This is a genomic window from Methanobacterium sp., assembly GCF_038562635.1.
Taxonomy (GTDB): Archaea; Methanobacteriota; Methanobacteria; order Methanobacteriales; family Methanobacteriaceae; genus Methanobacterium_D.
Window position 1 is genome coordinate 1,730,871 of the sequence record NZ_JBCFBO010000001.1, and the last position, 23,273, is coordinate 1,754,143.

Sequence of the window (23,273 nt, forward strand, 5' to 3'; positions counted from 1 at the left end):
AATCTTTTATTTTTTAGGGGCAAATCAAAATGAATTTTAAAAAAATATTTATTCCAATCATAGTCTTTGTATTTATTATATCTTTTTTATTTATAAATCCAGATGTTAATAGTAACTCTTCAGATTTATCATTAGTATCCGATGTAAAATACATTTCACAGGAAATAGGGCCCAGACCTGCAGGATCTGAAAATGAAAATAAAACTGCCCAGTATCTCAAATCAAAGCTCAATAGTTATGGAGTTAAAACCGAAATTCAATCATTTAAATATTATTCCATGTATTCAAAAGGTTTTAAAAGCTCTGAAAATGTTGTAGGCACAATAAATGGGACATCTTCCAAACAAATCATCATATGTGCAGATTTGGATACAGTAAAAGATAAAAATACAGGTAACTATACAGAAGGATCTAATGATGATGTAACATCACTTGCAGTTCTAATAGGACTTGCAAAGGAATATCAACATGAAAAGCCTTATTTTACCATAAAATTAATAGGTTTTGGAGCTGGCGAAGATCCATACACGTTTCCAGTTAATGCAAGTCCAAGGACCAGTTTAAATTCAGAAGAATACAACAAAATTATGTACATACCCTACTTAATAGGTGCAAGACATTATCTTCTTGAAAACCAGGATTCAATTAACAATACTGTTGCTGTTATAAGTTTAGAGGCTGTTGGGGAAGGTAATCCCTGCTTTGTGAGTCAGGATTCATTTGCTGAAAATAACCAGACATTTATAAACTTTTTAGTTTTAAATGCCAGAAATAATGGTTTTAATGCTGAAAAGATCGATTTCATGACCTATGAAGAACCTCAAGGTAGAAAAGATCCCATTAGCCACATTTATTTGCCTTTTTCTTATGCAAATATCCCTTCAACATTTTTAACATGTCTAGAAAACCCAAATATCAATTCTTCAACCCACAATAATAAGGAAATGCCGGGCTATCTTACAGTGAACGATAATTATGAAAATTTGGTGAAAAATAACGGCGGTGAAGAAGGACTAGAAAAACACCTGAATACAATTTTAAGCCTCGTTAAAACAAGTATAGATAATATTGACAAATTTTATGCTGTAAAAAATATTTCAATAGCTTAACAACATATATTTTAAAGTTTTCGTGCTTAAGATCCCTTACTAATTTCCCATGTAATAATTAGATAATAATAATTATTATAAATTAAATTCAATAATAATCTAAAGATATATGGAGGGATGGCATTGAAAAATATCTTTAAAATATTTTTAATGGCCATTATTGTAATGGGCATTTTAAATTTTTCTTATGCAGACTCCGGACCTGCAGTAGGTCCTAATCAAGCTAAAAATACAGCACAAAATTATCTAAACTCACATAACTTGCCATATACTGCAATAACTCCTAACTGGAATGCGTGGAAAGTCAAAGTCAAAAATGTTAAAACAGGCTCAGCAAAATGGATAACCGTCGATGAAGCCAAAAAAGATAGCTCCGATTTCGGAGGACCGGGCAGATATAAAGGTGTTTCAGGCCACAATACAACATGGGCCGTACAGGTTAATAAAAAGAACGGAAAAACCGTTGGAAATATTTACATAGATGCTGAAAACGGTAAAATTCTAAAAGCCAGTATATATCCAGTATTTCAGACCAGTGATCCTCCAACCAATGCCGTTGGTACTGTTAATAAAGCCCATTCAGCCAATCAAAATTCTCAAGGATCATCAGGACATAATGCAGGAATTATATACAGCATACTCCTTCTGATTAGTACAATTAGTGTGGGATACTTTGTATACACTAGAATATGATGATAAACCCTCTTTTTTAACTTCTTTTATTTTCTAATATAGATCTATATTCATTTGATGGAAAATAATGACTTAACGACAATATTTATTACAGACCAAATCCAATAATAACCTAACAAATATATAGGGGGTTCATGGCATTGAAAAATATCTTTAAAATATTTTTAATAACTATTTTTATAATTGGAATTTTAAATTTTGCCTACGCTGATTCAGGGCCTACTATTGGTGCCAATCAAGCTAAAACAATAGCTCAAAACTACCTGAATACGCATAATTTACCTTACACCGCAGTAACTCCGGGCTGGAATGATTGGAAAACTAAAGTAAAAGATACAAAGACTGGCGAAGTAAAATGGATACCTCAAAGTGAAGCCAAAGGAGATAGTCCTGATTTCGGTGGACCTGGTAGATATGAATGGGTTTCTGGTTATAACTCTTCATGGGTTGTACAGGTTAATGAAAAAAATGGAAAAAACGTTGGAAGAATTTATATAGATTCAGAAAATGGTAATGTTCTAAAAGCAATTTTAGATCCTGTATCCACAACTAACAATAACCAGTCAACATCAGCCAATGCAACTAACGCTGTTAATCCTGTCAATACAACCAATCAAGCTTCTCAAGGGCAAACAAACAACACAGGACTTATAATTGGCGTGATCATTCTACTTATTGTGGTAGGTGTCGGCTACTGGATGTATAGTAGAAGAGGTTAAATCCTCATCTCAACTTTTTTAGACAATTATGTTAATTTTGATTATACCTCAAATTAGATTCTAAATCCCACTATTTAACGCTGCCAGTATATAATACTACTTAAAAACTCATTATATTTCTGTATTAAATCACGGTACTTTTAATGCTTAATAAATCTTTTTTTCAGATATATAACTCCAATATTCTTTTAAAACGATCCTAAATAGCCATAAATTCTATTAATTGGTTTTAATTAAGCATTTCCATGTAAATATAAATAATCATTTAATAGGAAACTTTATTAATAGAGTAAGTTAACACTAACTTAACAAATTCAAAGGAATGAATTCAATGACATTTAGAGATATTTTAAAAATATTTTTAGTAATGATTTTAGTGATAGGAACTTTAAATTTCATTTATGCTAATGGAGGACCTGTAGTTGGTGAAAATCAAGCTAGAACATCTGCTCAAAGTTATCTAAACTCCCATAACCTACCTTACTCTGCTATTAATCCCAAATGGGATGATTTGAAAGTTAAAGTGAACGATATGAAAACTGGAGAAGTAAAATGGATGCCCATAAGTGTAGTCGACGAAGATCAGTTTAATTCCACCGGAAAAACTAGATATGAGATAATTGATGATTATCCTGTCTGGATGATACAGATCAATGATAAAAATGGAAAAAACGTTGGACAAATCCATGTAGACTACAATACTGGAGAAGTCCTGAAAGTAAATGTGGATCCAGTGCCCTTAAATAGTCAAAAAGAATCAAAACCAGCTAATTTTACCCATGCAGCCAATACCACTGCAGCAATTCTTCCAGAACCATCAAACGATAATATTGGATTTAATATGGGGTTTATACTTAGCTCGATTATTCTGATCATTGTGGTAGGTACTGGTTACTGGGCATATATTAAAAGAGGTTAAATCCTCATTTTTGACTTTTTCATTAGGAAAGAAGAAAAAATAATGTTTAATTAGCTTATTCCGAAAAACTAACCCTCTTAAATTTCTCCAACTTGTCCAAAGGCTTAGTTGCATCCACTCCAATCTTAGTAGTGGTACCATCAGGCTTTGCACAAGGGTCAAGTGAAGAACCTCTAGCTCCAGGAACTATCATGATATCATCATCACCTTTAACACGTGTTGCAATAGCATATTCAAGATCTTCAGGATTGAAAATATCAACATCCTCATCTACGACAATAGCATGTTTTAAGGAGGGATGAGCTGCAAGCGCTGCCATCAAAACATTTTTACCGTCACCCTGAGTTTGTTTCTTTATAGAAACTGCTGCATGAAGCCAGCAGCAGCCGCCTTCAGTTAAAACAACATTTTGAACTGTTGGAACTGTGTTTAAAACAGCATTATAAATCCTTGGTTCTTGTGGAAGGCCCTGTAAAAGTCTGTGTTCAAATCCAGCAGGCATTATAGCGTGATAGAAAGGATCTTTCTTGTAATGGATTTTATTAAGTTTTATAATTGGTTCATCTCTCACAACATCATAAGTATCTGTTAAATCTACAAATGGACCTTCAGGTTCTCTTTCGTGGGGTAAAATTTTACCTTCCATTATTATTTCCGCATCTGGCACGTCTAAATCAACAGATTCGCACTTTATAAGTTTCATATTTCCATTATGGAAATTATTTGCAACTTCAAGCTCATCTGTTGTAATTGGAACAGAGGTGGTTGTTGCGAGAAGTGTTGCAGGATGCATACCTATTGCAATAGCAATATCAAGCGGTTTATCCATTTCTTCCGCTTTTTTATAGTAAGTATAAAGATTTCTTGGGACTATCCTTATTCCAAGTTTATCTTTTCCAGAAACAAGCATTCTATGAATTGAAGCATTCCTTATTCCAGTTTCCGGATCTTTTGCTATTACAACTCCAGCAGTCATATAAGCCCCGCCGTCTTTTTTGTAGTAAGTTGGTACTGGAATTTTACTTAAATCTGGTTCTTTTTGAGTATTGAAGTTTTCTTTGACATTTTCAACATTTTTAATAGGTATAGGGTTCTCTGTGGCTTTCATTATCCGTTTTGTAATTTCAGGTACTGTAACTGAAATTCCACGTGCAATCTTATCCCTAGTGTTGCAAATACCAGATATGATCTTCATATCATAGCCTTTAACATTTTCAAAGATCAATACATCCTTTGGATGTTCCCTTAAAATCTTCGCGACTTCATATTCAGCAGATACTTCCTTCTCAACCGTTATAACCTTAAAATCTTCTTCAAGAACCAGATTCAAAAATTCTCTCATAACTACCAACCCACGAATTTAATTACCAAAAATCGCTGCTGTAATCATTATAATTACAATAACTGCAATTCCTAACCATATTTGCTTTACAGAACAGCCACCGCCACCTGTTTGACAAGTATTAGCACAGTTCTCATCTTTTTCCTTCATTTTTATCCATATAATTATAATTTACTCAATATTTCCTTTAAACCGTATTATATCAGTTTCAACACTTTTATTTGTGATTCCGAGCATTTCAGCAGCTAAAATAGCAGCGTTTCCTCCATTATCTATTCCTACTGTTGCAACAGGTACTCCTGGAGGCATGTTAACCATTGAAAGTAGCGCGTCCATTCCTTCAAGTCTAATTGAACATGGGACTCCTATAACTGGTTTTTCTGTATATGCTACAATAGCTCCAGTAACATGCGCCGATAGTCCAGTTAGAGCTATAAAAAGCTTAGCATTTTTAACTTTCTTTAACTGGTCTTCAAACTTTTTAGAATGTCTTACAGGAGATATAACACTGAAATCATAGGATACATCCATTTTATCCAGGAAATTAGTGGTTTTCCGAGCAAATTTGATATCTGAATGACTTCCAGCAATTACCGCTACATCCAGATCATCATATGAATCTAAATCTTGTTCTTCAGCAGAATCATCGTTTTTAAATTCCTGAGCATCAAATAACAATGGGGAATAATAGCTACCATTAACCTTTTCAAGAAGTTTGCTTTCGTCTTTATTTACTTTTTCAAAGAAAGAGCTCCTCATTGATGAAACTCTTTTTCTTACCTCTTCATCATGGATTCCAATTATCTGTGCGGCAAGTAGTGCCCCATTGTCTCCACGATCTATTCCAACGGTAGCAACCGGTGCTCCAAATGGCATTTGAACTGATGCATAAAGCGCGTCGAGCCCGCCTACTTTAACATCTACAGGTACCCCCACCACAGGTTTATGAGTATTCGCTGCCATTATTCCAGGTAAGTGGGCTGAAAGTCCAGCAATTCCCATAAATACTTCTATTCCATTTTTAGTAGATTCTGTTACAATTTTTTTAACTTTTTCGTGCGTTCTGTGTGCTGAAGCTACTTTAATATCATAAGGAATACATAACGTTTCCAATATATCTATAGCCTTTTTTGCTATAGAAAAATCAGATGAACTTCCCAGTAATATCATAACTCTTGGTTTCATTTTACACCTTCAAATATCTAATAACATTAATTTTTTATAATGAAAATAAGAAATTTTCATATGTTAAAAAATTGGGAATTTTTTACAATGAAAATAAGAAATTTTCATATGTGAGAAAGTAAATAGGTATTTCAGATATTTCAATATAACTCGCATTATTTATAAAATTTGATGTAAATATCAACATTGGAAATTGAGGTGTACATTTTGTCATGGCTTATCCTACTTTTCGTCTTACTAGTGGCATCCATCAAAAACAGAGGTTCAGAAACAAAAATGACAGTATCTATCGTAATTCCGGCTTATAATGAATCTAAAACTATAGAAAAAGTGATCGGTGTTATAAATAGTTTAGATTGTGTCAATGAAATAATTGTCGTCGATGACGGATCTTCAGATGATACCTCAAGTATTGCGCAAAAAGCAGGAGCAACAGTTATACTCCACTCTAAAAACAAAGGAAAAGGTGCAGCTATAAAAACTGGTTTTGAAAATTCAAATGGGGATGTTGTCGCCTTCATTGATGCAGATTTGAAAAATTTAACCGCAAGACAAGTGGAAAAAATCATCGAACCCATATTAGATGGAAAAGCAGACGTGACCAAAACAAAATTCAAACGAAAAGCAGGAAGAGTGACAGAATTAACCGCCAAACCACTTTTAAATTTCTTTTTCCCAGAATTAAAATATGATCAGCCTTTAAGTGGACAATTTGCAGCGAAAAAAAGTTTCTTAAGTAAGATAAAGTTTGAAGAAGATTATGGGGTAGACATTGGAATCGTGCTGGACGCTGATGTTAGGGGAATGAGGATAAAAGAAGTAGACATAGGTGAAATTGAACACGTACATTCATCCATTGAAGGCCTGAATAAAATGGCCAATGAAGTTGTAAGGACTATTGTAGACCGTGCGATGTCATACGGTAGGTTTTCCATGATGGATGACTTGGGAAAAAACATAAGAATGGCCATTTTAGGACTTTCACTTATAACTTTAGGGCTTTTCTCCATATTTTTCGTTAACAAAATTCCAATGGATATAGGACTAGTAATTCTAGTATCCGGGCTAATAATTGCCATTTATTATGGCGTACTTCTCGTAAAAAGGACAGCAAATATTCTTTCAAAATCCAGTGGAAGACTCCCCACATTAAAGTCATTATTTTATATGCACTTTCCGATTCTTATTTCCGGATTAATACTATTAACTATGATATCCACATTTGTAGGATATGTAAGCATAGATGATGGGACAATATCAATACAGCCAGCTTCAGGAAATCTCGTGCTAATAGGTCCTAATGGTTTACAATTAGAATCAAGAGGACCTTATACAGTAGATAGCGCCCTTGAGAATGAGTATAGCATATTCAGGGTTCCATCCAGCGCTATGAAAACATTAGGCTTGAACTATGGAGATTCCATATATATATTTAACAAAAAATACACTACACGTCCAACTATACAGGGAGAAGACAATATATTAAGAATGCCAAGAGATGCACGAACATATCTCGGAGTGGACACAAGAACTGTCATATTAGATAGTAATCTCCGAAATATCTTCAATAATATATATATTGAAAGATCCCTACCAGTACAGGGAAATATTAGCGACATATCCATTATTGAAGGAGCTATAATTAAATCAGATTATCAAAACGGCAGAATAGTAAATATATACGTTGATAACCAGAAGGTTGCAACAACATCAGGAGTCCTCAAAGATGGGACTTACAGCATCTACATTAACAACATGAAGGATCGTACCATTTACGTCAATAATAACGATGCTAAAGATAATACTACTCTTTACTGGGGCAATCATACCATAAAAATAGAAATTGGAGGACAAGTTAATTCTAATTTCGAATTTGCAACATCAGATCGAGGCAAATTTTTAAATATATTCTTAAGTAAATGAGTTTAGAATCTCATTTACCTTTAAAAAATCAATAATAAACTTTTACGGCTTCTTCTATATCATTGTAAAGTCCTAATGCTGCAAGAGCCCCTATTTTACCATGAGAACCTGTAACTTCAATAAGTTCTATTCCAAGTTCTTTTGCAGTTTTTTCAGCCTCTTCAAGGGACATCATGGACTGTTTAGTTGCCATTGAATATTCTCTCAGCTTTTCAGGAATTTTAATGCCATCTAAAATTGCCATTGAAGTCTTTTGAGATAGGGTACTTTCTTTAAATAGTTCTCGTGCTTCTTCAATTAATTTATCTCGTTCACCGGGTTTAACAGCGAAAACAAGTGCTATAGCAACGCAATTTTGAGTTTTATTTGGATTGTGAGGATATAACTGCACAATAACATGATTTATATATTCAAATCCCCTTTTACTTAGTTCAACTCCGACGTTATTAGCTAAAGTCCATGTGGCCCCTTTTTCCTTAGTATCAGTGTCATCAATTCCAATTACAACTTTTTGAAGTTTAGGAGTTACAACAGCAGCCCTTCCAACCTTTGAACCACCACCAATATCGTAAAGTTCAACTCTTTTAACCCCTTTTGCCATTCCCCGGCACATTGCAGCCCCAACTCCTGCTCCAGCCAGACCTGCATGAGTTACTTTTACTTCATCCCCTTCAACAGATACTTCTTCGATCCCTGCAGCAGAAAAACTTGGTTTAAGATTTAAATCGGTTTTTCCAACGTCTACAAGATATGTATGTTTGTTTCCATCTCTTTCTGCACTTTTTACCAGATCACTTGACCTTTCATATTGATAGACCATCCATTGTGAGCCCCCAATACAGGGATGATATTCAACAATTTCTACCATATCATCGTCAACCATGGTTAAAATCTTTTTATATGGGGCTACCCATGGGTCTTTAAATCTCTCTTTTAAGTCGTCAGGGGTTACTATTTCCATTTAATAATCACCTAATATTGTAATTAATTAGTTCTGATTGGTTCATAGTTAAATTAATTATAAATAACAATTTACAGGAAAATTTGCTGATTCTTGTTGTGTCCTGCAAAATTGTTTAATAATCAATGTGTACTGTTTTGAATTTACTGCTATGTAATATATTAATTTTGGATTTTCAAATTGATCATGTGTCATGCAACTTAAAGTGTTGTTATTTTAAATGATTATGTTGCTTTGAAAGCACGTTAACGCATTATATTGTATAAAATCATCCAAAAAGAGTATTTATGACCATGTTATAAAAAAATGTTGCAAAATAATGATATTTAGACTTAAAAATAATTCATTAAAATTATTAAAATAAAGAGAAAGATTATTTTAATCTTTCACACATTTTAACAGCTGCTTCGACAGCACGTTTTCCATATTCAACACGTTGATGAGCTTCTAAACGCGTCATACCTGGGCCTGAAATTCCTAAACCAACTGGTTTGTTATATTCAAGTGCTAAATCCGCAATTTTACGTGATGCGTGCTGTACAACTATCTCATCGTGGGAAGTTGCACCTTCTATAACTGCTCCAATGGTTACAACCGCGTCAATATCATCGTTTTCTAGAAGTTTCTTAATTGCAAGCGGCATATCAAATACGCCAGGTACGGTAATTATTTCTGTTATTTCAGAATCTAAAAATTTAGCATGTTCTTTAGCTAATTCTAACATCATATGAGTTATATCATAATTGAATTCAGCTACTACTGCTCCTAATCTGACTTTTACCATTATTTTTCCTCCATTTCAAGTATAATTAATCTCAAAATTTTGTGAAATAAATAAAAATTCATTTAAAATGAACTTATTTTATCATACATATAATATTTAACTATTAATTTAATTATATTGCACTTAATACAGCAATTGCAACAACCCATACCACCATTATTACAATTATAAATATTGCTATGGCTCTTGTTCTATCCATATTTTAACCTCCAAAAAATTTTATTTTTTGGGCCCTCGAAATCCTCAAAAATCGATGAATTTCGATTTTTGGGAGTTAGAAAAATGCAAGGCATTTTTCTAAAATTCAGAGAATTTCGGGGCATGTGAAAATCACAGATTTTCACGGTTGCAAAACTGAAAGTTTTGCAAACATCAAAACGAAGTTTTGAATGTTTCGGAAAATTCAAAATGAATTTTCCTCAAACTCCTGCGAATTTAGATATTTCTTCAACAGTTTCTGTTAATATATCAATCTCTTCTTTAGTATTATAATAATGAACCGATGCTCTAACAGTTCCACCAAGTTTATCCGCACCTATATGTTTTATTGCAGGAATTGCGCAGTGATAACCGCTCCTTACACATATATCTTTAAGTTCATCCAGTATTTTAGCAACATCATGAGAATTCATACTTTCCACATTGAAAGCAACTATTCCATGAATATTATCTGGATTACCATAACATATTGTATTATCTATGCTATTAATCGCGTCAAACATATATTTTGTAAGTTTTGCGCTGTGTTTTTCAATATTCTCAATTCCAACATTTTCCACATAATTTATAGCCGCTCCAAGACCAATGACACCAGCTATATTTTGAGTGCCTCCCTCAAATCTACCTGGAGCAGATTCAAGCGTAAAATCATCTTCTGTAACCTTTGATACTGTTCCACCGCCGAGATTAACTGGTTTTAATTTATCCATAACATCGCTTTTGGAATATAAAAATCCAGTCCCAACAGGACCAAAAAGACCTTTATGTCCTGGAAATGAAACAAAATCTGCCTTTGTTTCTTTTACATCAAATTTTACATGTCCTGCAGATTGTGCGGCGTCAACAAGATATAAAATATCGTTTTCTTCTGCTATATCCCCAATATCATAGATAGGCTGGCATGAACCAATTGAATTTGAGATATGAGTAGTCGTGATGAGCTTTGTAGTATCATCTACAGCTTTTTCAATATCCCCAATGTCTATTACGCCATATTTATCTGTTTTTATGACTTTAAGATTAACTCCTGCTTTTTTCAAATTGAGCCATGGCAGAAAATTAGAATGGTGTTCTATATTGGGAACAATTATTGAATCACCCTTCTTAAATTCCAGGCTGTTTGCTACAAGATTTATAGCTTCAGTGGTGTTTTTTGTAAATATAACCTCATTTCTATTACAGTTTATAAATTTTGCAATTCTTTCCCTTGTATTTTCAAATTTCATTGTTGCTTTAACTGCTGTTTTATAGGCACCCCTTCCTATATTAGCATTGAAATTATGAAAATAATCGCACATTGCATTTACTACAGGCTCTGGAGTTGGAGTAGTGCTTGCAGCGTCCAAATAGATTACTTCATTAAGTAAAGGAATATCCGATCTGATATCAATATTTTGAGTATTTTCCATGAAATACGCTCCTAATTAATTTTAAGTCTATTTGAACCCAGTATAAAGTTACAACTTATTTTTCCTCTATTTTTCTTCTAATTTCACTGGCCATTTCCATGGTAGATGCATTTCCACCAATATCCCCAGTTACAACTTTACCTTCACTTAAAACTTCAACCAGTGCATTTTCAACTGTACGGGCTGCACCATGTTCTTTAAGGTAATCAAGCATCATTACTGCAGATAATATCATTGCAGAAGGATTTGCAATATTTTTTCCAGCAATATCTGGCGCGGATCCGTGCACTGGTTCAAATAAACCACTATTTTCTCCGATATTAGCAGATGGTATTAAACCAAGACCACCAACAAGTCCTGCACCCTCATCTGAAAGTATATCTCCAAATAAATTTGTAGTAACGATCACATTAAACATTTGAGGGTTTGTAATGAAAAACATTGCTGTTGCATCAACATAACGATCATCGGTTTCAATATCTTTATAATCTTCAGCAACTTTGTAAAAAATGTCTTTAAATAATCCATCTGTTTTTTTAAGTACATTTGCCTTGTGAACTGCTGTAACTTTATTTCTGCCATTTTCTTCAGCATAATCAAATGCAAACTTGCAAATTCTTTCTACAGCATTTCTTGTGGTAACTCTTAAAGCAGTGGCTCCCTCTTCTGTTTCTTCTTCAAGCCCAATATAGAGATCTTCTGTGTTTTCCCTAACAATTACAAAATCTAAATTGTCAAACAAAGCTTTAGTGCCAGGGTATGATTTAACAGGCCTTAAATTAACGTAAAGCTCAAGTTCCTGTCTTAATCTGACAATAACATCCGCTGCTGATTCTCCAGCAGCACCAAACAGACATGCCTGCGATTCTTTTACTATATCAATTGTTTCTTCAGGTAAAGGAACTCCTGAGACTGCTTTGCATTCATCTCCTGCGTCTGCAAATGTGTAATCAAATTCAACTTCAAGTGCATCTAAAACATGTAATGCTGCTTCCATAACTTCTTTTCCGATACCGTCTCCAGGTACCACCGCTATTTTGTACATTAAAACACCTTTATCCTTATTTATTAACTGTAAAATTATCTAAAATTTAAGTTTAAACTATTGTATCTATTTTAACATTAACCTTATTTTTATATTTTAATTATTATTTTTGCTTAATTTCGCCCATATATATAAAACTGACATATTCAATGTATTTTCGTCTTCAAACTTACAAACATCGTAATTTGGACTGTAACCATCGTTTTTTCAGATTATATTGATTAGTACATCTTAAATAAGTTTGATCAAAGAATATTCATTTTTATGTTAAAATTGATTGTTTATAGAACTTTAAATTACAAATTTCCTGTTGTAAAAATCACAACGGGGCCTTTTGAACATATACCCATTGTAAACTTCAATAAATCCACATACATACAAATATAAGAACCAATTTTAACTACAATTTTCCCCAGAACCACATAATCCATATCAAAGAGCACTTGATGACATAAAATCGTGCCCACCCCTAAAAATTAATAATTCATTGATATTTAACAAATCTATGTATTATATGCCCATTCATAGCCTTATCAAGCGAGTCTGCAGGTATTTGATGATCAAAAATGATCATAATTTTCTCAGGATCCCAGACTCTAGGAACCTTAATTTCATAAAAAAATTCGGCACATAAATTTTCAGTAATATTACAGGTCATTTAAACATCAATATTAATCATATGGACATATAGATCCATATTATATTCATTAGAACATCTTTATGCGAAAATACACTATTTTATAGTTCCATATGTTCCCAAAATACATCTAAATTCACATAATTAATCAAAATGCTAAAATAAATATTTATTTAATGTTGAAGGCTGTAAAAAGCTTAATTAGGCTGAAAAAAGTTGGCATTTTTAGCAGTTAAGCATATATATCGGGGTGTAAATAGTACTACATATATTATATGACATTAAATTAATTCTTCTAAAAATTTATACATGTAGATTTTAAGTGAGGGCTCAAGATGGAAAATGATGTAAAAAGCGAATATCAGCGAATCAGTGACAAAATCTCATATGACGATTTCCTAAAAAGAATAGAGGACATGAAAAAGGATTATGAAGATGTAAGTTTTATGGATGAGCTTGATATTGCAAGGATGATAGTAGGAGAATATATAGACGAAGAAAACGTTCCACTTGCAAAGGACAACGAACTACGTAAAATATCCGAATTAGAGACAGGTTTGCATGATATAAGCATAACTGGTCGGATAATGAGAATCTCCAACGCTAAAGCATTTGTAACAAAGAAAGGAAAAGAAGGTAAAGTACAAAACATTATGTTATCAGATGATACTGGGGAAATTAGAGTAGTACTCTGGACTGATAACATCAAACAACTTAAAAACTTTTCTGAAGGAGACATTGTCAAAATAAACAATGTAGAAATAAAAGATGGATACAGAAGTGAAGAGGCCCACTTACAAGGCAGATCAACCATCGAAAAAGTTGAGGGCGAAGAAGCAGATAATTTACCAGAATATGCTGAAAAAATAACAAAAATTGCAGACATTAAAGGCGAAATGCAGGTTAATGTAATTGCAAGAGTAGTTAGAATTTCAAGAATAAGAACCTACAACAGCAACGGCAGAGAAGGACAATTCATTACCCTGGATTTAAAGGATGATACAGGTTCAATATCCTTAACTTTATGGAATAAAGATGTTGAGATTATTAATGAAATAGAACTCAAAGAAGGAGATTCTATAAAAATATTAGGTGCCCAAAGCCGTGTTAGAAATGATGAAGTTAATTTAACTCATTCCTGGATTGGAAGGATAATAAAAGATAATTTCGATGTTCCCGAGTATAAAGAAGAAGTTATGAAGATCGGAGACGCCCATGAAATGAAAGATGTCACTTTAATGGGAGTTGTGAGCAAAATACAGGATGCTATCACTTTTCAACGTTCAGATGGAAGTGCTGGATCTGTAAAATCAATTGTAATTTCAGATGAGACAGGTTCCATAAAAATAACTCTCTGGAATGATGATACCAAGCTCGACATCAACAAAGGAGATATCCTGAAAATCACAGGTGGAAATATTGAATTTGATGATTATTCAGAAACTGGTTACAGGGTGAACACTGGATGGAGCAGTAAAATAGTCATAAATCCAGAAGAAGACGCTGGTTTAAAAGAAGTTCTTGAGGAACACAAAAAAGAGCTTGAACCAATCAAAATTGAAGATTTACATAAACTTGAAGATGAAGGAGAAGAAGTGGATATCATTGGAAGAATGATGGATCTTTACGATGCCAATGAATTCCAAAGAGCAGATGGAACTACAGGACTTGTAAGGTCTGTTAAAATCGCTGATGACACTGGAACAGTTCGAGCATCACTATGGGATGACAAAGCAAAGCTCAGGTTAAATAGAGGCGATCTTGTAAAGATAGAAAATGCAAAAACCAGGTTTAGAGACGACAGTGTGGAGCTTAGCATTGGAAAAACAGTTAGAATAATTAAAATAAGTGAGAATGATGCCCAGAGCCTTCCACCTATTGATGAGCTTGAAGGGGAAATGTATAAACCAATTAAAATTAGCGCTTTAGAGAACATAAAAAGTGAAAGAGACGAAGTTGGAATAATTGGACGTATAATTAATTTATATGATGTCAATGAGTTCCAAAGGTCCAATGGAACCATGGGAATGGTCAGAACAGTAGAACTTGCTGATGATACTGGTTCTGTTAGAGCTTCATTTTGGGATGAAAAAGCTGAAATGGGGTTAAACAGAGGCGATGTAATTTGGATTAAAAATGCAAGACCAAGATTCAGAAATGATACTGTTGAACTCAGTGTTGGAAGAGCCACAATGGTAATCAAACCAAAAGATGAAGATATAGCTGCACTTCCTTCACTTGAAGAAATTGAAGAATCAATATATAAAACCAAGAAAATTGAAGAACTTACAGAAGATGATAAAAACATCAAGTTAAGTGGACAAATTATTGAGGCATATGGAGATAGGATACTCTATGAAATGTGTCCAAATTGTAATAAAAGAGTAGAATACGTCGATGATGCATTTGTATGTGATTTCTGCGGAGAGGAAATACAACAACCAAACTATCTCATGATAGTTCCATGTGTAATTGAAGATGACACTGGAACGGTCAGAACAACATTCTTCAGGAAACAAGCTGAAGAATTAATTGGAATGACCACTGAGAAGGCAAATGAAGTGATTATGACGACTGCAGATGAAGGATCACTTGCAGGAAAAGTCGAAGACCTGATTGGCAGCGAGATTACTGTAATCGCAGATGCAAGCTTCGATGAATACAATGAGGAAATAAGGCTCATTGCAAAGAAGATAGTAAAATAGGAAATAAGTTCAAAAATGAATAAGGCAACAGGTGCAGTTTTAAAATATAGAACTTAGATTCCAAAAACTCCTCAAAAAATCTATTCAGATTTTTTGGGCGCTTGAAAAATGTTATACATTTTTCAACTAATTTTACAAACTTTAAAGGAGAATCAAAATGGTCGAATTAGGAGATTTACCCGGTGTTGGGGAAAAAACTGCTCAAAAGTTGATAGATGCAGGTTTTGCAGACATGATGAGACTTGCAACAGCAACTGCCAAAGAACTCAGTGTAAAAGCTGAAATCGGTGAAGGGGTCGCTGAAAAGGTCATTGAAGCTGCAAGGAAAGCTGAATCAATTGATTTTGAAACCGCTTTTGATGTGATGGAACGTAGGAAAGACATAGGTAGAATAACCTGTGGAAGTACTGCTCTTGATGAACTCATTGGTGGTGGAATCGAAACACAATCCATAACAGAAGTATTTGGTGAATTCGGTTCAGGAAAAAGTCAGATATCTCATGAACTTGCAGTTACAGTACAGCTTCCAGAAGAAAAAGGCGGTCTTGATGCAGAATGTGTCTTCATAGATACAGAAAACACATTTAGGCCAGAAAGGATAGAGCAAATTGCAGGAGGATTTGAACTTGATAATGAAGAAGTACTGCAGAAAATACACATTGCAAGAGCCTTTAATTCAAGTCACCAAATCCTGATGGCAGACAAAATAAACGAGTTAATCCAAAGTGGAACAAATATAAAACTGGTTATAGTAGATTCTTTAACTGCGCACTTTAGAGCAGAATACGTAGGAAGGGAAACACTTGCAACAAGGCAACAAAAACTAAACCAGCACCTCCACACGTTACAAAATATTGCAAACACCTACAATGTAGCAGTGTTTGTTACAAACCAGGTGCAGGCAAGACCTGACGCTTTCTTTGGAAGCCCAACAAAAGCTGTCGGAGGTCACGTGCTTGGACACGCTGCAACCTACAGAATATGGCTTAAAAAGGGCCTTGCTGGAAAACGAATTGCAAGACTCGTAGACAGTCCTCATTTACCTGAAGGTGAATCTGTATTCAAGATAGTAACTGAAGGTATTGTTGATTAAGTTACAATGTGAAATAGCATGATAACATTTCATGCCTATTTTCTTCTTATTTTTTGAATTTGTTTTTCAATTAAAAATTGAGATATAAACTTGTTTTAAAAACATAAAAATACAAATTACTAACTTCTTTTTGCCCAAATTCTATAAAATCCTTTAAAATTATAAGTAATAATTATTTCAGGATAGTATTAACCTATTAAGTACAAAAGTAGATACAATAAAAAAGTTTATTTTTAATAAAGTATTACATTTAATTAGAGAAAAATTATCTAAGAAAGTGCATACTTAACTCATTTATAATTCGCCAATAATCTAAAGACACCACTTAAAACAATTATTAAAGTCATTTAGCACAATAATTGACTTAAAATCCAATAAAACTTAAAATAAATCACGCATTAATACTTGCAGGAACTTTACTCACTTATTTCAGTTAAATAGATAGTTTCATCCATAAATTTTGAAAGGGGGTATTTATGGACATGAGTCTAATTAAAAAATTAAGGCTTTCTTTATCGATCATAACCGGTAAGTTAGTAAGATTTGGGCTTAAAACAACAGGAAGGACCGCTACAGCATTACCTGGGAATATTGCGCTTAGAATAGAACCAGATCTTCTGAAAATCGTGAATGAAAGATGTAAAAAGAAAGTTATTGTAACTGGTACAAATGGTAAAACTACCACAAATAACTTAATTGCCCATATATTAGGGGGCAATTTTAAAAATGTCCTCTCAAACTTGAGGGGTGCAAATATGCCCCAAGGCATTGCAAGCAGTTTTATCGAAAACAATAAGGACGAATACGATTGGGGAGTCTTCGAAGTAGATGAAGGCTCTTTTACAAGAATAATGAGAGATATTGAACCAGATTATATCGTTGTGACCAACTTTTTCAGGGACCAGCTCGACAGATATGGGGAAATAGAAAACACTGTATCCATGGTTTATGAAACCATTAAACCTTTAAATACATCCCTTATTTTAAATGCAGACGACCCACTTGTATCTAAATTTAAAAATTTAAATAAAAATAATATATTCTACGGGATTAAAAAGAATAAATTCAGCAGCAAAAATGAAAAAATAGTGGAAACACGAAATTGTCCATCATGCAACAGTTATATTGATTATGAATATTTTAACTATGGACAATTAGGCAGTTACAACTGTAAAGAATGTGGATTTAAAAATCCCTATTATGATTATTACATTGAAAATATCAATTATAAGGATAACAAATATTGTTTTGATATTAATACTGCTAAAGAAACATTTAAAGATACATGTTTTGAGTACGAAGGAATTTACAACATTTATAATTGTTGCGCAGCATTTACGTTTAGCTGCGAAATAGGAATTGGACCATCTGAAATTATTCATAGGATGGAAAATTTTGACTATAAACTAGGAAGAATGGAAGAAATTAAATTTAGAGACAAAATCATAAAAATTGTGCTAACTAAAAATCCCATTGGACTTACAGAAGTAATTAAAAGCATATCCCATGATAAAAGAAGAAAAGCCATTCTTTTTATTTTAAATGATAATCCCGCAGATGGCCAGGATATCTCATGGATATGGGATGCAGGGCTAAGCAAATTCAAGAACATCGAAAACTTAAAAAAAATCTATTGTTCTGGAAAAAGGGCCGAAGATATTGCACTAAGAATTGAATACGCCCATATTCCTACAGAAATTATAAAAATAGATGATGACATGCAGGAATCAATCAAAGAAACAGTTCATGAAGATGTTGAAATTGCATATATACTGCCCACATACACAGCAGTTTTCGAGACCAGGGACATGGTACTAAATTTAACACATGGCAAGTAACCACGATAAACTGTTGAAACTACTCACATATTACATGTCTTGACAGAAGTTTCCTAGATTAAGGATTCCTATTAAATTTAATGTTACGTGGAGGATAAATTATGGAATTAAATATATACCATATGTATCCAGATATTCTAAATTTGTATGGAGACATTGGTAATGTAATCTGCCTGAAAAGGAGATGCGAATGGAGAGGGATTACTCCCCATATAATTAATTTTAGCTTAAATGAGGAGAAACATGATTTAAGTGAAGGAGATATCTTTTTTATAGGCGGCGGATCGGATAGAGGCCAGGGAATAGTATATTCTGATTTTTTAAAATATAAAGATTCTTTTAAAGATATTATCGAAGATTACGGTGTTGTCCTTGCTATATGCGGAGGATATCAACTTTTAGGTGAGAAATATATTGATAATGAAGGTAAAGAAGTCTCTGGTCTTGAGATATTCAATTATTCGACTGTAAGTGAAGAAGGAAGACTAATTGGGAATGTTATAATTGAAAATCAATTAGGATTAACTCCTAAAACTATTGTAGGGTTTGAAAATCATGGTGGAAGGACATACAGCGACTATAACCCTTTAGGGTTAGTAAAATCAGGATATGGAAATAATGGAAAAGATAAAAAAGAAGGTATAGTCTATAAAAACTGCATAGGTACCTATCTTCATGGCCCCATACTTCCAAAAAACCCGCATTTAGCTGATTACTTAATTTTAAAAGCATTACAAAGAAAGTACGAAGTTGAAAAATTACAGTCTTTAAATGATGACTTTGAAAATTTAGCCCATAAAAAAGTAATAAAACTTTACTGTAGATAATATTTTTTTATAAAATAAAAAGCGGCCAATGTGATATGATATGTGTGAACTGCTGGGATTATCATTTAATACACATGTAAGGCCTAATCTGTCTTTTAAAGGATTTCGCCTTAGAGGTAAAGCAAATCCTGATGGATGGGGCATATCTTTTTACCCAGATAAATCTACACAGATTATAAAAGAGCCTTTAGAAGCTGAAGAAAGCTTATTATCCGAATTTATCGAACTTTATCCTAAAATTAAATCAAAAATATTTGTTGCACATGTAAGACTAAATAGCGCCGCACCGCCTGCACATATGAATACTCATCCCTTTGGACGTGAATTAAACGGCATAAGTTTTGCTTTTGCACATAATGGAAATCTAACTAATTATCAAAAAGATTTTGACATTTCTACTTTTAAACCGATTGGTGAAACTGATTCTGAAGCTGCTTTCTGCCATTTACTCAACAGAATAAAGGAAAAAAAGATTAAATTTTTTGATAATTCCAGTTATAGATGGTTACTTGATGAATTAAGGCATATCAACAATTATGGCAAATTTAACTGTATTTTTTCAGATGGCAAACATTTATTCTGTTATTATGACATGAACGGATTTAACAGCCTATTCTACCTTCACCGCGAGGCCCCCTACCACCATACACATCTTTCAGATGAACATTTTGATATACATCTTAAAGAACAAAAATCAACTGAAAAAGAAGGATATATAATAGCTACACGACCTTTAACTGATGAAAAATGGCAAAAGTTTGAGCCAGGGGAACTTAAAATCCTGAAAAATGGCAAAATAATTCGTAATGAGTGAGATTTAATATTCCCCCGAGTTGTTAAATTTATTATTTAAACTAACAAGATACATTCGATTTATTAATGATAAATCACAATTTATAATATAGAACCTGTTTTAAAGCCGTGAATTATTTTTAGTTTTCAAATGCATTTAAAAAAAGCTAAATTAGTATTTAACCATTATTAATAGTGTTAAGGGAATTATATGAACTCAGTTGAAACCATTATCCCCATCATAGCCATGATTCTTCTTGGTTATGTCTTAAAAAGAACCAATGTTTTAAAGGCGGAAGACGCAGTATCTCTAAATAAAATTGTGATAAATATTGCAATTCCATCACTCATATTCCTTGCAATATACAAAGTAAATTTATCTATTCTTCCACTTATAGTTCCAATTCCAATTATATGCATATCTGTTGGAATAATTTCTGGTTTAATTGCTTATTTGATTTTAACTCTTAAAAATTACCCAAATAAAACTAAATGGAGTGTTGTATCAACTAGTGCTCTTTTTAATTCTGGTTTTCTTGGATACCCTGTTGTGCTAGGTGTTTTCGGAACAGATGGATTTATAAGAGCTATTTTCTATGATATGGGCTCTATGATCCTTTTTATAAGTTTTGGAATATTCTTCCTTTTAATGCTAGGTGGAAAATATTCAGATATTTTAAAAAGATCACTCCTGTTTCCTCCACTTTGGGGAATTATCATGGGTCTCCTGTTAAATTTTTTAAATATACCACTTGGATATGTAATTACACAAACATTAACTTACTTAAGTGGCGCTGCCATACCTCTTATAATGATATCCTTAGGGTTATCTATGGAATTTAGAGGAATTAAAGAACATATTGGACTTGCATCATTAGTATCCTCCATAAAATTAGGTATAGCTCCATTAATAGCATTTATAATTGTCCTTATTCTAGGTATGGGTGGCCTTGAAAAATCAGTTACAGTTTTAGAAGCAGGAATGCCCTCAGCAATGCTCGCACTTGTTCTGGCCATTACCTATGAGCTAGACATAAAAGTATCAGCAGCATGTATCTTTTTAAGTACTGTACTGAGTATGATAACTCTCCCTATACTATTATTTTTAGTATGAGACTACAGAATTTGAAGTGATTTAGGGCTTAATTTGGTGTTTCATAAAGAAAATGAACATTATACTATCAAAAATATAAAAAAAATAGAATTAATTTTAATTAAAAATTTCGATGTATTCGTCAAATTGGACTGTAAACTCCATAAAGCTGGTTTTCTTTATCCTAAAAAGTTCAGGAGCTCACGGTTAACTTCTTCAGTATGTGTCCAAGCAATACCATGTGGCCCATCTTTTATTACCACTAATTTACTGTCTTTCACAAAATCAGGCATACGTTTTCCAGAATTAGGGAAAGGAACAATTCGATCCTGATCACCATGAATTATTAGTGTTGGCACATCAATACGCTTGACATCTTCTCTGAAGTCTACTCCCCATGTGTCTACACAATCAATTGACCCTTTCATTGAAGCTTCGACTGCAGTATTCCAGCTTGCCTGATATGCATGTTTACTGACTCGTTTACCTTCGAAAACATCCATATTGTAGAAGTCTGTGCAGAATTTAGTCATAAATGCTGGCCGATCCTCAGTAACTGCGTTTTTAAGCTCCTTAAAAAGACTTTCATCTAATCCTTCAGGGTTATCATCAGCCTTACGAAGGAAAGGAGTGACTGAAGAGATAAGAACAACTTTACTTACATCTCCAGTTCCATATTTTCCAATATATCGAGCGATCTCTTCACCCCCCATTGAATGACTGACCAATGCAAAATCATGTAAATTTAGTTCAGCAATAAGCTTATGCAGGTCTTCAGCAAATGTATCAGGGTCATAACCTGACCAGGGTTGGCTGGAATTTCCAAATCCTCTTCGGTCATAGGTGATAACGCGATAACCTGCATCAAGTAGTGCAGGTATCTGCTTCTCCCATGCACGGCTACTTAATGGATAACCATGAATTAAAATTATCGGTTTTCCTTCACCATAATCTTCATAATGTAAATTTATATCGCCTGAATTTCCTTTACCTACTTTAATAAACGGACACATTTATTTACCTCCACTTTTATTTATACATGTTTAGGCCCAATATTCTAATGAATAAAGCTTTTATAAACGATTTAACTGAGTATACAAAGTTTAAAGATATTGCACCTATTATAATTAAGATATTAAAACTATTAAAAACTTATTATTTTTTAAAGTATAAGTATTACTGACAACTATTCATGTCCCCATAAATGAGCCAGTTAACTATAACACAGAAAAAATAACGCATTAAAACAAGCCTGATTTCAATAAAAAATCTATTTAAATTAGTTTTTTAAACCTGAAACCCATTCAACAGCTAGTTTTAGAGAACAACTAATTCTATGAAAATAAATCAATTAAAAGTAATATATCTAAATTCAATTTAAATCTTCAAAATGAAAAATAAAAATAAATTTAGAGGTAAGACTTTACGTACCTGGATTTTTCATCTCTTATTTTATCCAGTATATACTTTTCATTATCCTCATTTATTATTTCTTTGGCCTTAGGAAAAATTTCTTTTTCTTCTTCATCGATATGAAGCTCTATAATCTCTTGAAGTACTCCCATTTTAGGCATCCATCGTTCGTCGCTTTTATCCAGTTTATCTAATTCATAGATCAATTTTTTGCCAAGTTCATGTTCCTCATATCTTTCAAGGACCATGAATGATTCTTTTTTCCTGAGTGCTGGATAAAAATATATCTCTTCTCCCAGCATATGGGATTCCCATTCTTTTTGGATTTTAGGAAATTGTGAAGGGTCCTTATTTTGTATAGTTTCCCTCAAAAGATTCTTTATATTATCATGGTCATTCTTTAGTAATTCATAAACATTATTTTCTGCCATTTAATCACCTTCTCAAAATCTTTGATTTTTTGTGGTCCCAAAACCTACGATTTTTCATAGCTTTGATTTAATTTAAGGGAACTTTTTTCTAAATTTTTATACATTAATAGATCTGAACTTTAGTAGTAATATTTTT

21 protein-coding genes are annotated in these 23,273 nt (G+C 33.1%); 11 read left to right on the forward strand and 10 right to left on the reverse strand.

The features are described from left to right. Positions 1-29: 29 nt before the first annotated feature. The 4 genes from AAGU07_RS08390 (at position 30) to AAGU07_RS08405 (ending at position 3,440) form a co-directional block, all read left to right on the forward strand. Positions 30-1,109 (forward strand): M28 family peptidase, encoded by a 1,080-nt coding sequence (locus AAGU07_RS08390; protein WP_342458658.1) that lies wholly within the window; start codon positions 30-32, stop codon positions 1,107-1,109. Between the two features lie 123 nt (positions 1,110-1,232). Further along, complete coding sequence (locus tag AAGU07_RS08395) at positions 1,233-1,802, forward strand: hypothetical protein (protein WP_342458659.1); 570 nt, start codon at positions 1,233-1,235, stop codon at positions 1,800-1,802. A 134-nt stretch (positions 1,803-1,936) separates the two neighbouring features. Beyond that, positions 1,937-2,521 (forward strand): hypothetical protein, encoded by a 585-nt coding sequence (locus AAGU07_RS08400; RefSeq protein ID WP_342458660.1) that lies wholly within the window; start codon positions 1,937-1,939, stop codon positions 2,519-2,521. A gap of 331 nt (positions 2,522-2,852) precedes the next feature. Continuing rightward, on the forward strand, positions 2,853-3,440 hold the full coding sequence (locus AAGU07_RS08405; protein ID WP_342458661.1) for a hypothetical protein: 588 nt from the start codon (positions 2,853-2,855) through the stop codon (positions 3,438-3,440). 55 nt (positions 3,441-3,495) lie between these two features. Here the strand turns inward: AAGU07_RS08405 and AAGU07_RS08410 are convergent, their stop codons facing one another. Genes AAGU07_RS08410 through purE form a run of 3 tightly spaced genes read right to left on the reverse strand, consistent with a single transcriptional unit; the run spans position 3,496 to position 5,967 of the window. After that, positions 3,496-4,782, reverse strand: a complete 1,287-nt coding sequence (locus AAGU07_RS08410; RefSeq protein ID WP_342458662.1) for a UbiD family decarboxylase — start codon at positions 4,780-4,782, stop codon at positions 3,496-3,498. An 18-nt stretch (positions 4,783-4,800) separates the two neighbouring features. Further along, complete coding sequence (locus AAGU07_RS08415) at positions 4,801-4,932, reverse strand: hypothetical protein (RefSeq protein ID WP_342458663.1); 132 nt, start codon at positions 4,930-4,932, stop codon at positions 4,801-4,803. Positions 4,933-4,953: 21 nt separating this feature from the next. Then, a complete protein-coding gene (gene purE / locus AAGU07_RS08420; protein ID WP_342458664.1) occupies positions 4,954-5,967 on the reverse strand; it encodes a 5-(carboxyamino)imidazole ribonucleotide mutase in 1,014 nt (337 codons plus the stop codon). Between the two features lie 198 nt (positions 5,968-6,165). On the opposite strand from purE, the gene AAGU07_RS08425 reads away from it, so the two are divergent. Further along, positions 6,166-7,890 (forward strand): glycosyltransferase, encoded by a 1,725-nt coding sequence (locus AAGU07_RS08425; protein ID WP_342458665.1) that lies wholly within the window; start codon positions 6,166-6,168, stop codon positions 7,888-7,890. Positions 7,891-7,918: 28 nt separating this feature from the next. On the opposite strand, the gene mmp11 is transcribed toward AAGU07_RS08425, so the two are convergent. From mmp11 to AAGU07_RS08450, 5 genes are all read right to left on the reverse strand, one after another. Beyond that, positions 7,919-8,851 (reverse strand): methanogenesis marker protein 11, encoded by a 933-nt coding sequence (gene mmp11, locus AAGU07_RS08430; RefSeq protein ID WP_342458666.1) that lies wholly within the window; start codon positions 8,849-8,851, stop codon positions 7,919-7,921. 373 nt (positions 8,852-9,224) lie between these two features. Beyond that, the gene (ribH, locus tag AAGU07_RS08435) at positions 9,225-9,635 is read right to left on the reverse strand and encodes a 6,7-dimethyl-8-ribityllumazine synthase (protein ID WP_342458667.1); all 411 of its coding nucleotides are present in this window, start codon (positions 9,633-9,635) and stop codon (positions 9,225-9,227) included. 419 nt (positions 9,636-10,054) lie between these two features. Beyond that, positions 10,055-11,263 carry a cysteine desulfurase gene (locus AAGU07_RS08440; protein WP_342458668.1) on the reverse strand — a complete coding sequence of 403 codons (1,209 nt, stop codon included), beginning with the start codon at positions 11,261-11,263 and terminating at the stop codon, positions 10,055-10,057. Positions 11,264-11,318: 55 nt separating this feature from the next. Continuing rightward, positions 11,319-12,308 carry an isocitrate/isopropylmalate family dehydrogenase gene (locus AAGU07_RS08445; protein ID WP_342458669.1) on the reverse strand — a complete coding sequence of 330 codons (990 nt, stop codon included), beginning with the start codon at positions 12,306-12,308 and terminating at the stop codon, positions 11,319-11,321. A gap of 484 nt (positions 12,309-12,792) precedes the next feature. Further along, positions 12,793-12,966 (reverse strand): hypothetical protein, encoded by a 174-nt coding sequence (locus tag AAGU07_RS08450; protein ID WP_342458670.1) that lies wholly within the window; start codon positions 12,964-12,966, stop codon positions 12,793-12,795. Positions 12,967-13,280: 314 nt separating this feature from the next. On the opposite strand from AAGU07_RS08450, the gene AAGU07_RS08455 reads away from it, so the two are divergent. The 6 genes from AAGU07_RS08455 to AAGU07_RS08480 all read left to right on the forward strand — a co-directional run bounded on the left by AAGU07_RS08455 (position 13,281) and on the right by AAGU07_RS08480 (position 21,314). Next, positions 13,281-15,650, forward strand: a complete 2,370-nt coding sequence (locus AAGU07_RS08455) for an OB-fold nucleic acid binding domain-containing protein (protein WP_342458671.1) — start codon at positions 13,281-13,283, stop codon at positions 15,648-15,650. Between the two features lie 157 nt (positions 15,651-15,807). Continuing rightward, complete coding sequence (gene radA / locus AAGU07_RS08460) at positions 15,808-16,743, forward strand: DNA repair and recombination protein RadA (protein ID WP_342458672.1); 936 nt, start codon at positions 15,808-15,810, stop codon at positions 16,741-16,743. A gap of 476 nt (positions 16,744-17,219) precedes the next feature. Next, positions 17,220-18,581 (forward strand): MurT ligase domain-containing protein, encoded by a 1,362-nt coding sequence (locus tag AAGU07_RS08465; RefSeq protein WP_342458673.1) that lies wholly within the window; start codon positions 17,220-17,222, stop codon positions 18,579-18,581. Positions 18,582-18,682: 101 nt separating this feature from the next. Beyond that, positions 18,683-19,408, forward strand: coding sequence for a glutamine amidotransferase (locus tag AAGU07_RS08470; protein WP_342458674.1), 726 nt, complete (start codon positions 18,683-18,685; stop codon positions 19,406-19,408). Between the two features lie 40 nt (positions 19,409-19,448). Beyond that, positions 19,449-20,222: a class II glutamine amidotransferase gene (locus AAGU07_RS08475; RefSeq protein WP_342458675.1), complete on the forward strand. Its 774-nt coding sequence runs from the start codon at positions 19,449-19,451 to the stop codon at positions 20,220-20,222. 189 nt (positions 20,223-20,411) lie between these two features. Then, positions 20,412-21,314, forward strand: a complete 903-nt coding sequence (locus AAGU07_RS08480; RefSeq protein ID WP_342458676.1) for an AEC family transporter — start codon at positions 20,412-20,414, stop codon at positions 21,312-21,314. Between the two features lie 158 nt (positions 21,315-21,472). Here the strand turns inward: AAGU07_RS08480 and AAGU07_RS08485 are convergent, their stop codons facing one another. After that, complete coding sequence (locus AAGU07_RS08485; RefSeq protein WP_342458677.1) at positions 21,473-22,306, reverse strand: alpha/beta hydrolase; 834 nt, start codon at positions 22,304-22,306, stop codon at positions 21,473-21,475. A gap of 396 nt (positions 22,307-22,702) precedes the next feature. After that, on the reverse strand, positions 22,703-23,137 hold the full coding sequence (locus AAGU07_RS08490; RefSeq protein WP_342458678.1) for a hemerythrin domain-containing protein: 435 nt from the start codon (positions 23,135-23,137) through the stop codon (positions 22,703-22,705). Positions 23,138-23,273 lie beyond the last annotated feature (136 nt).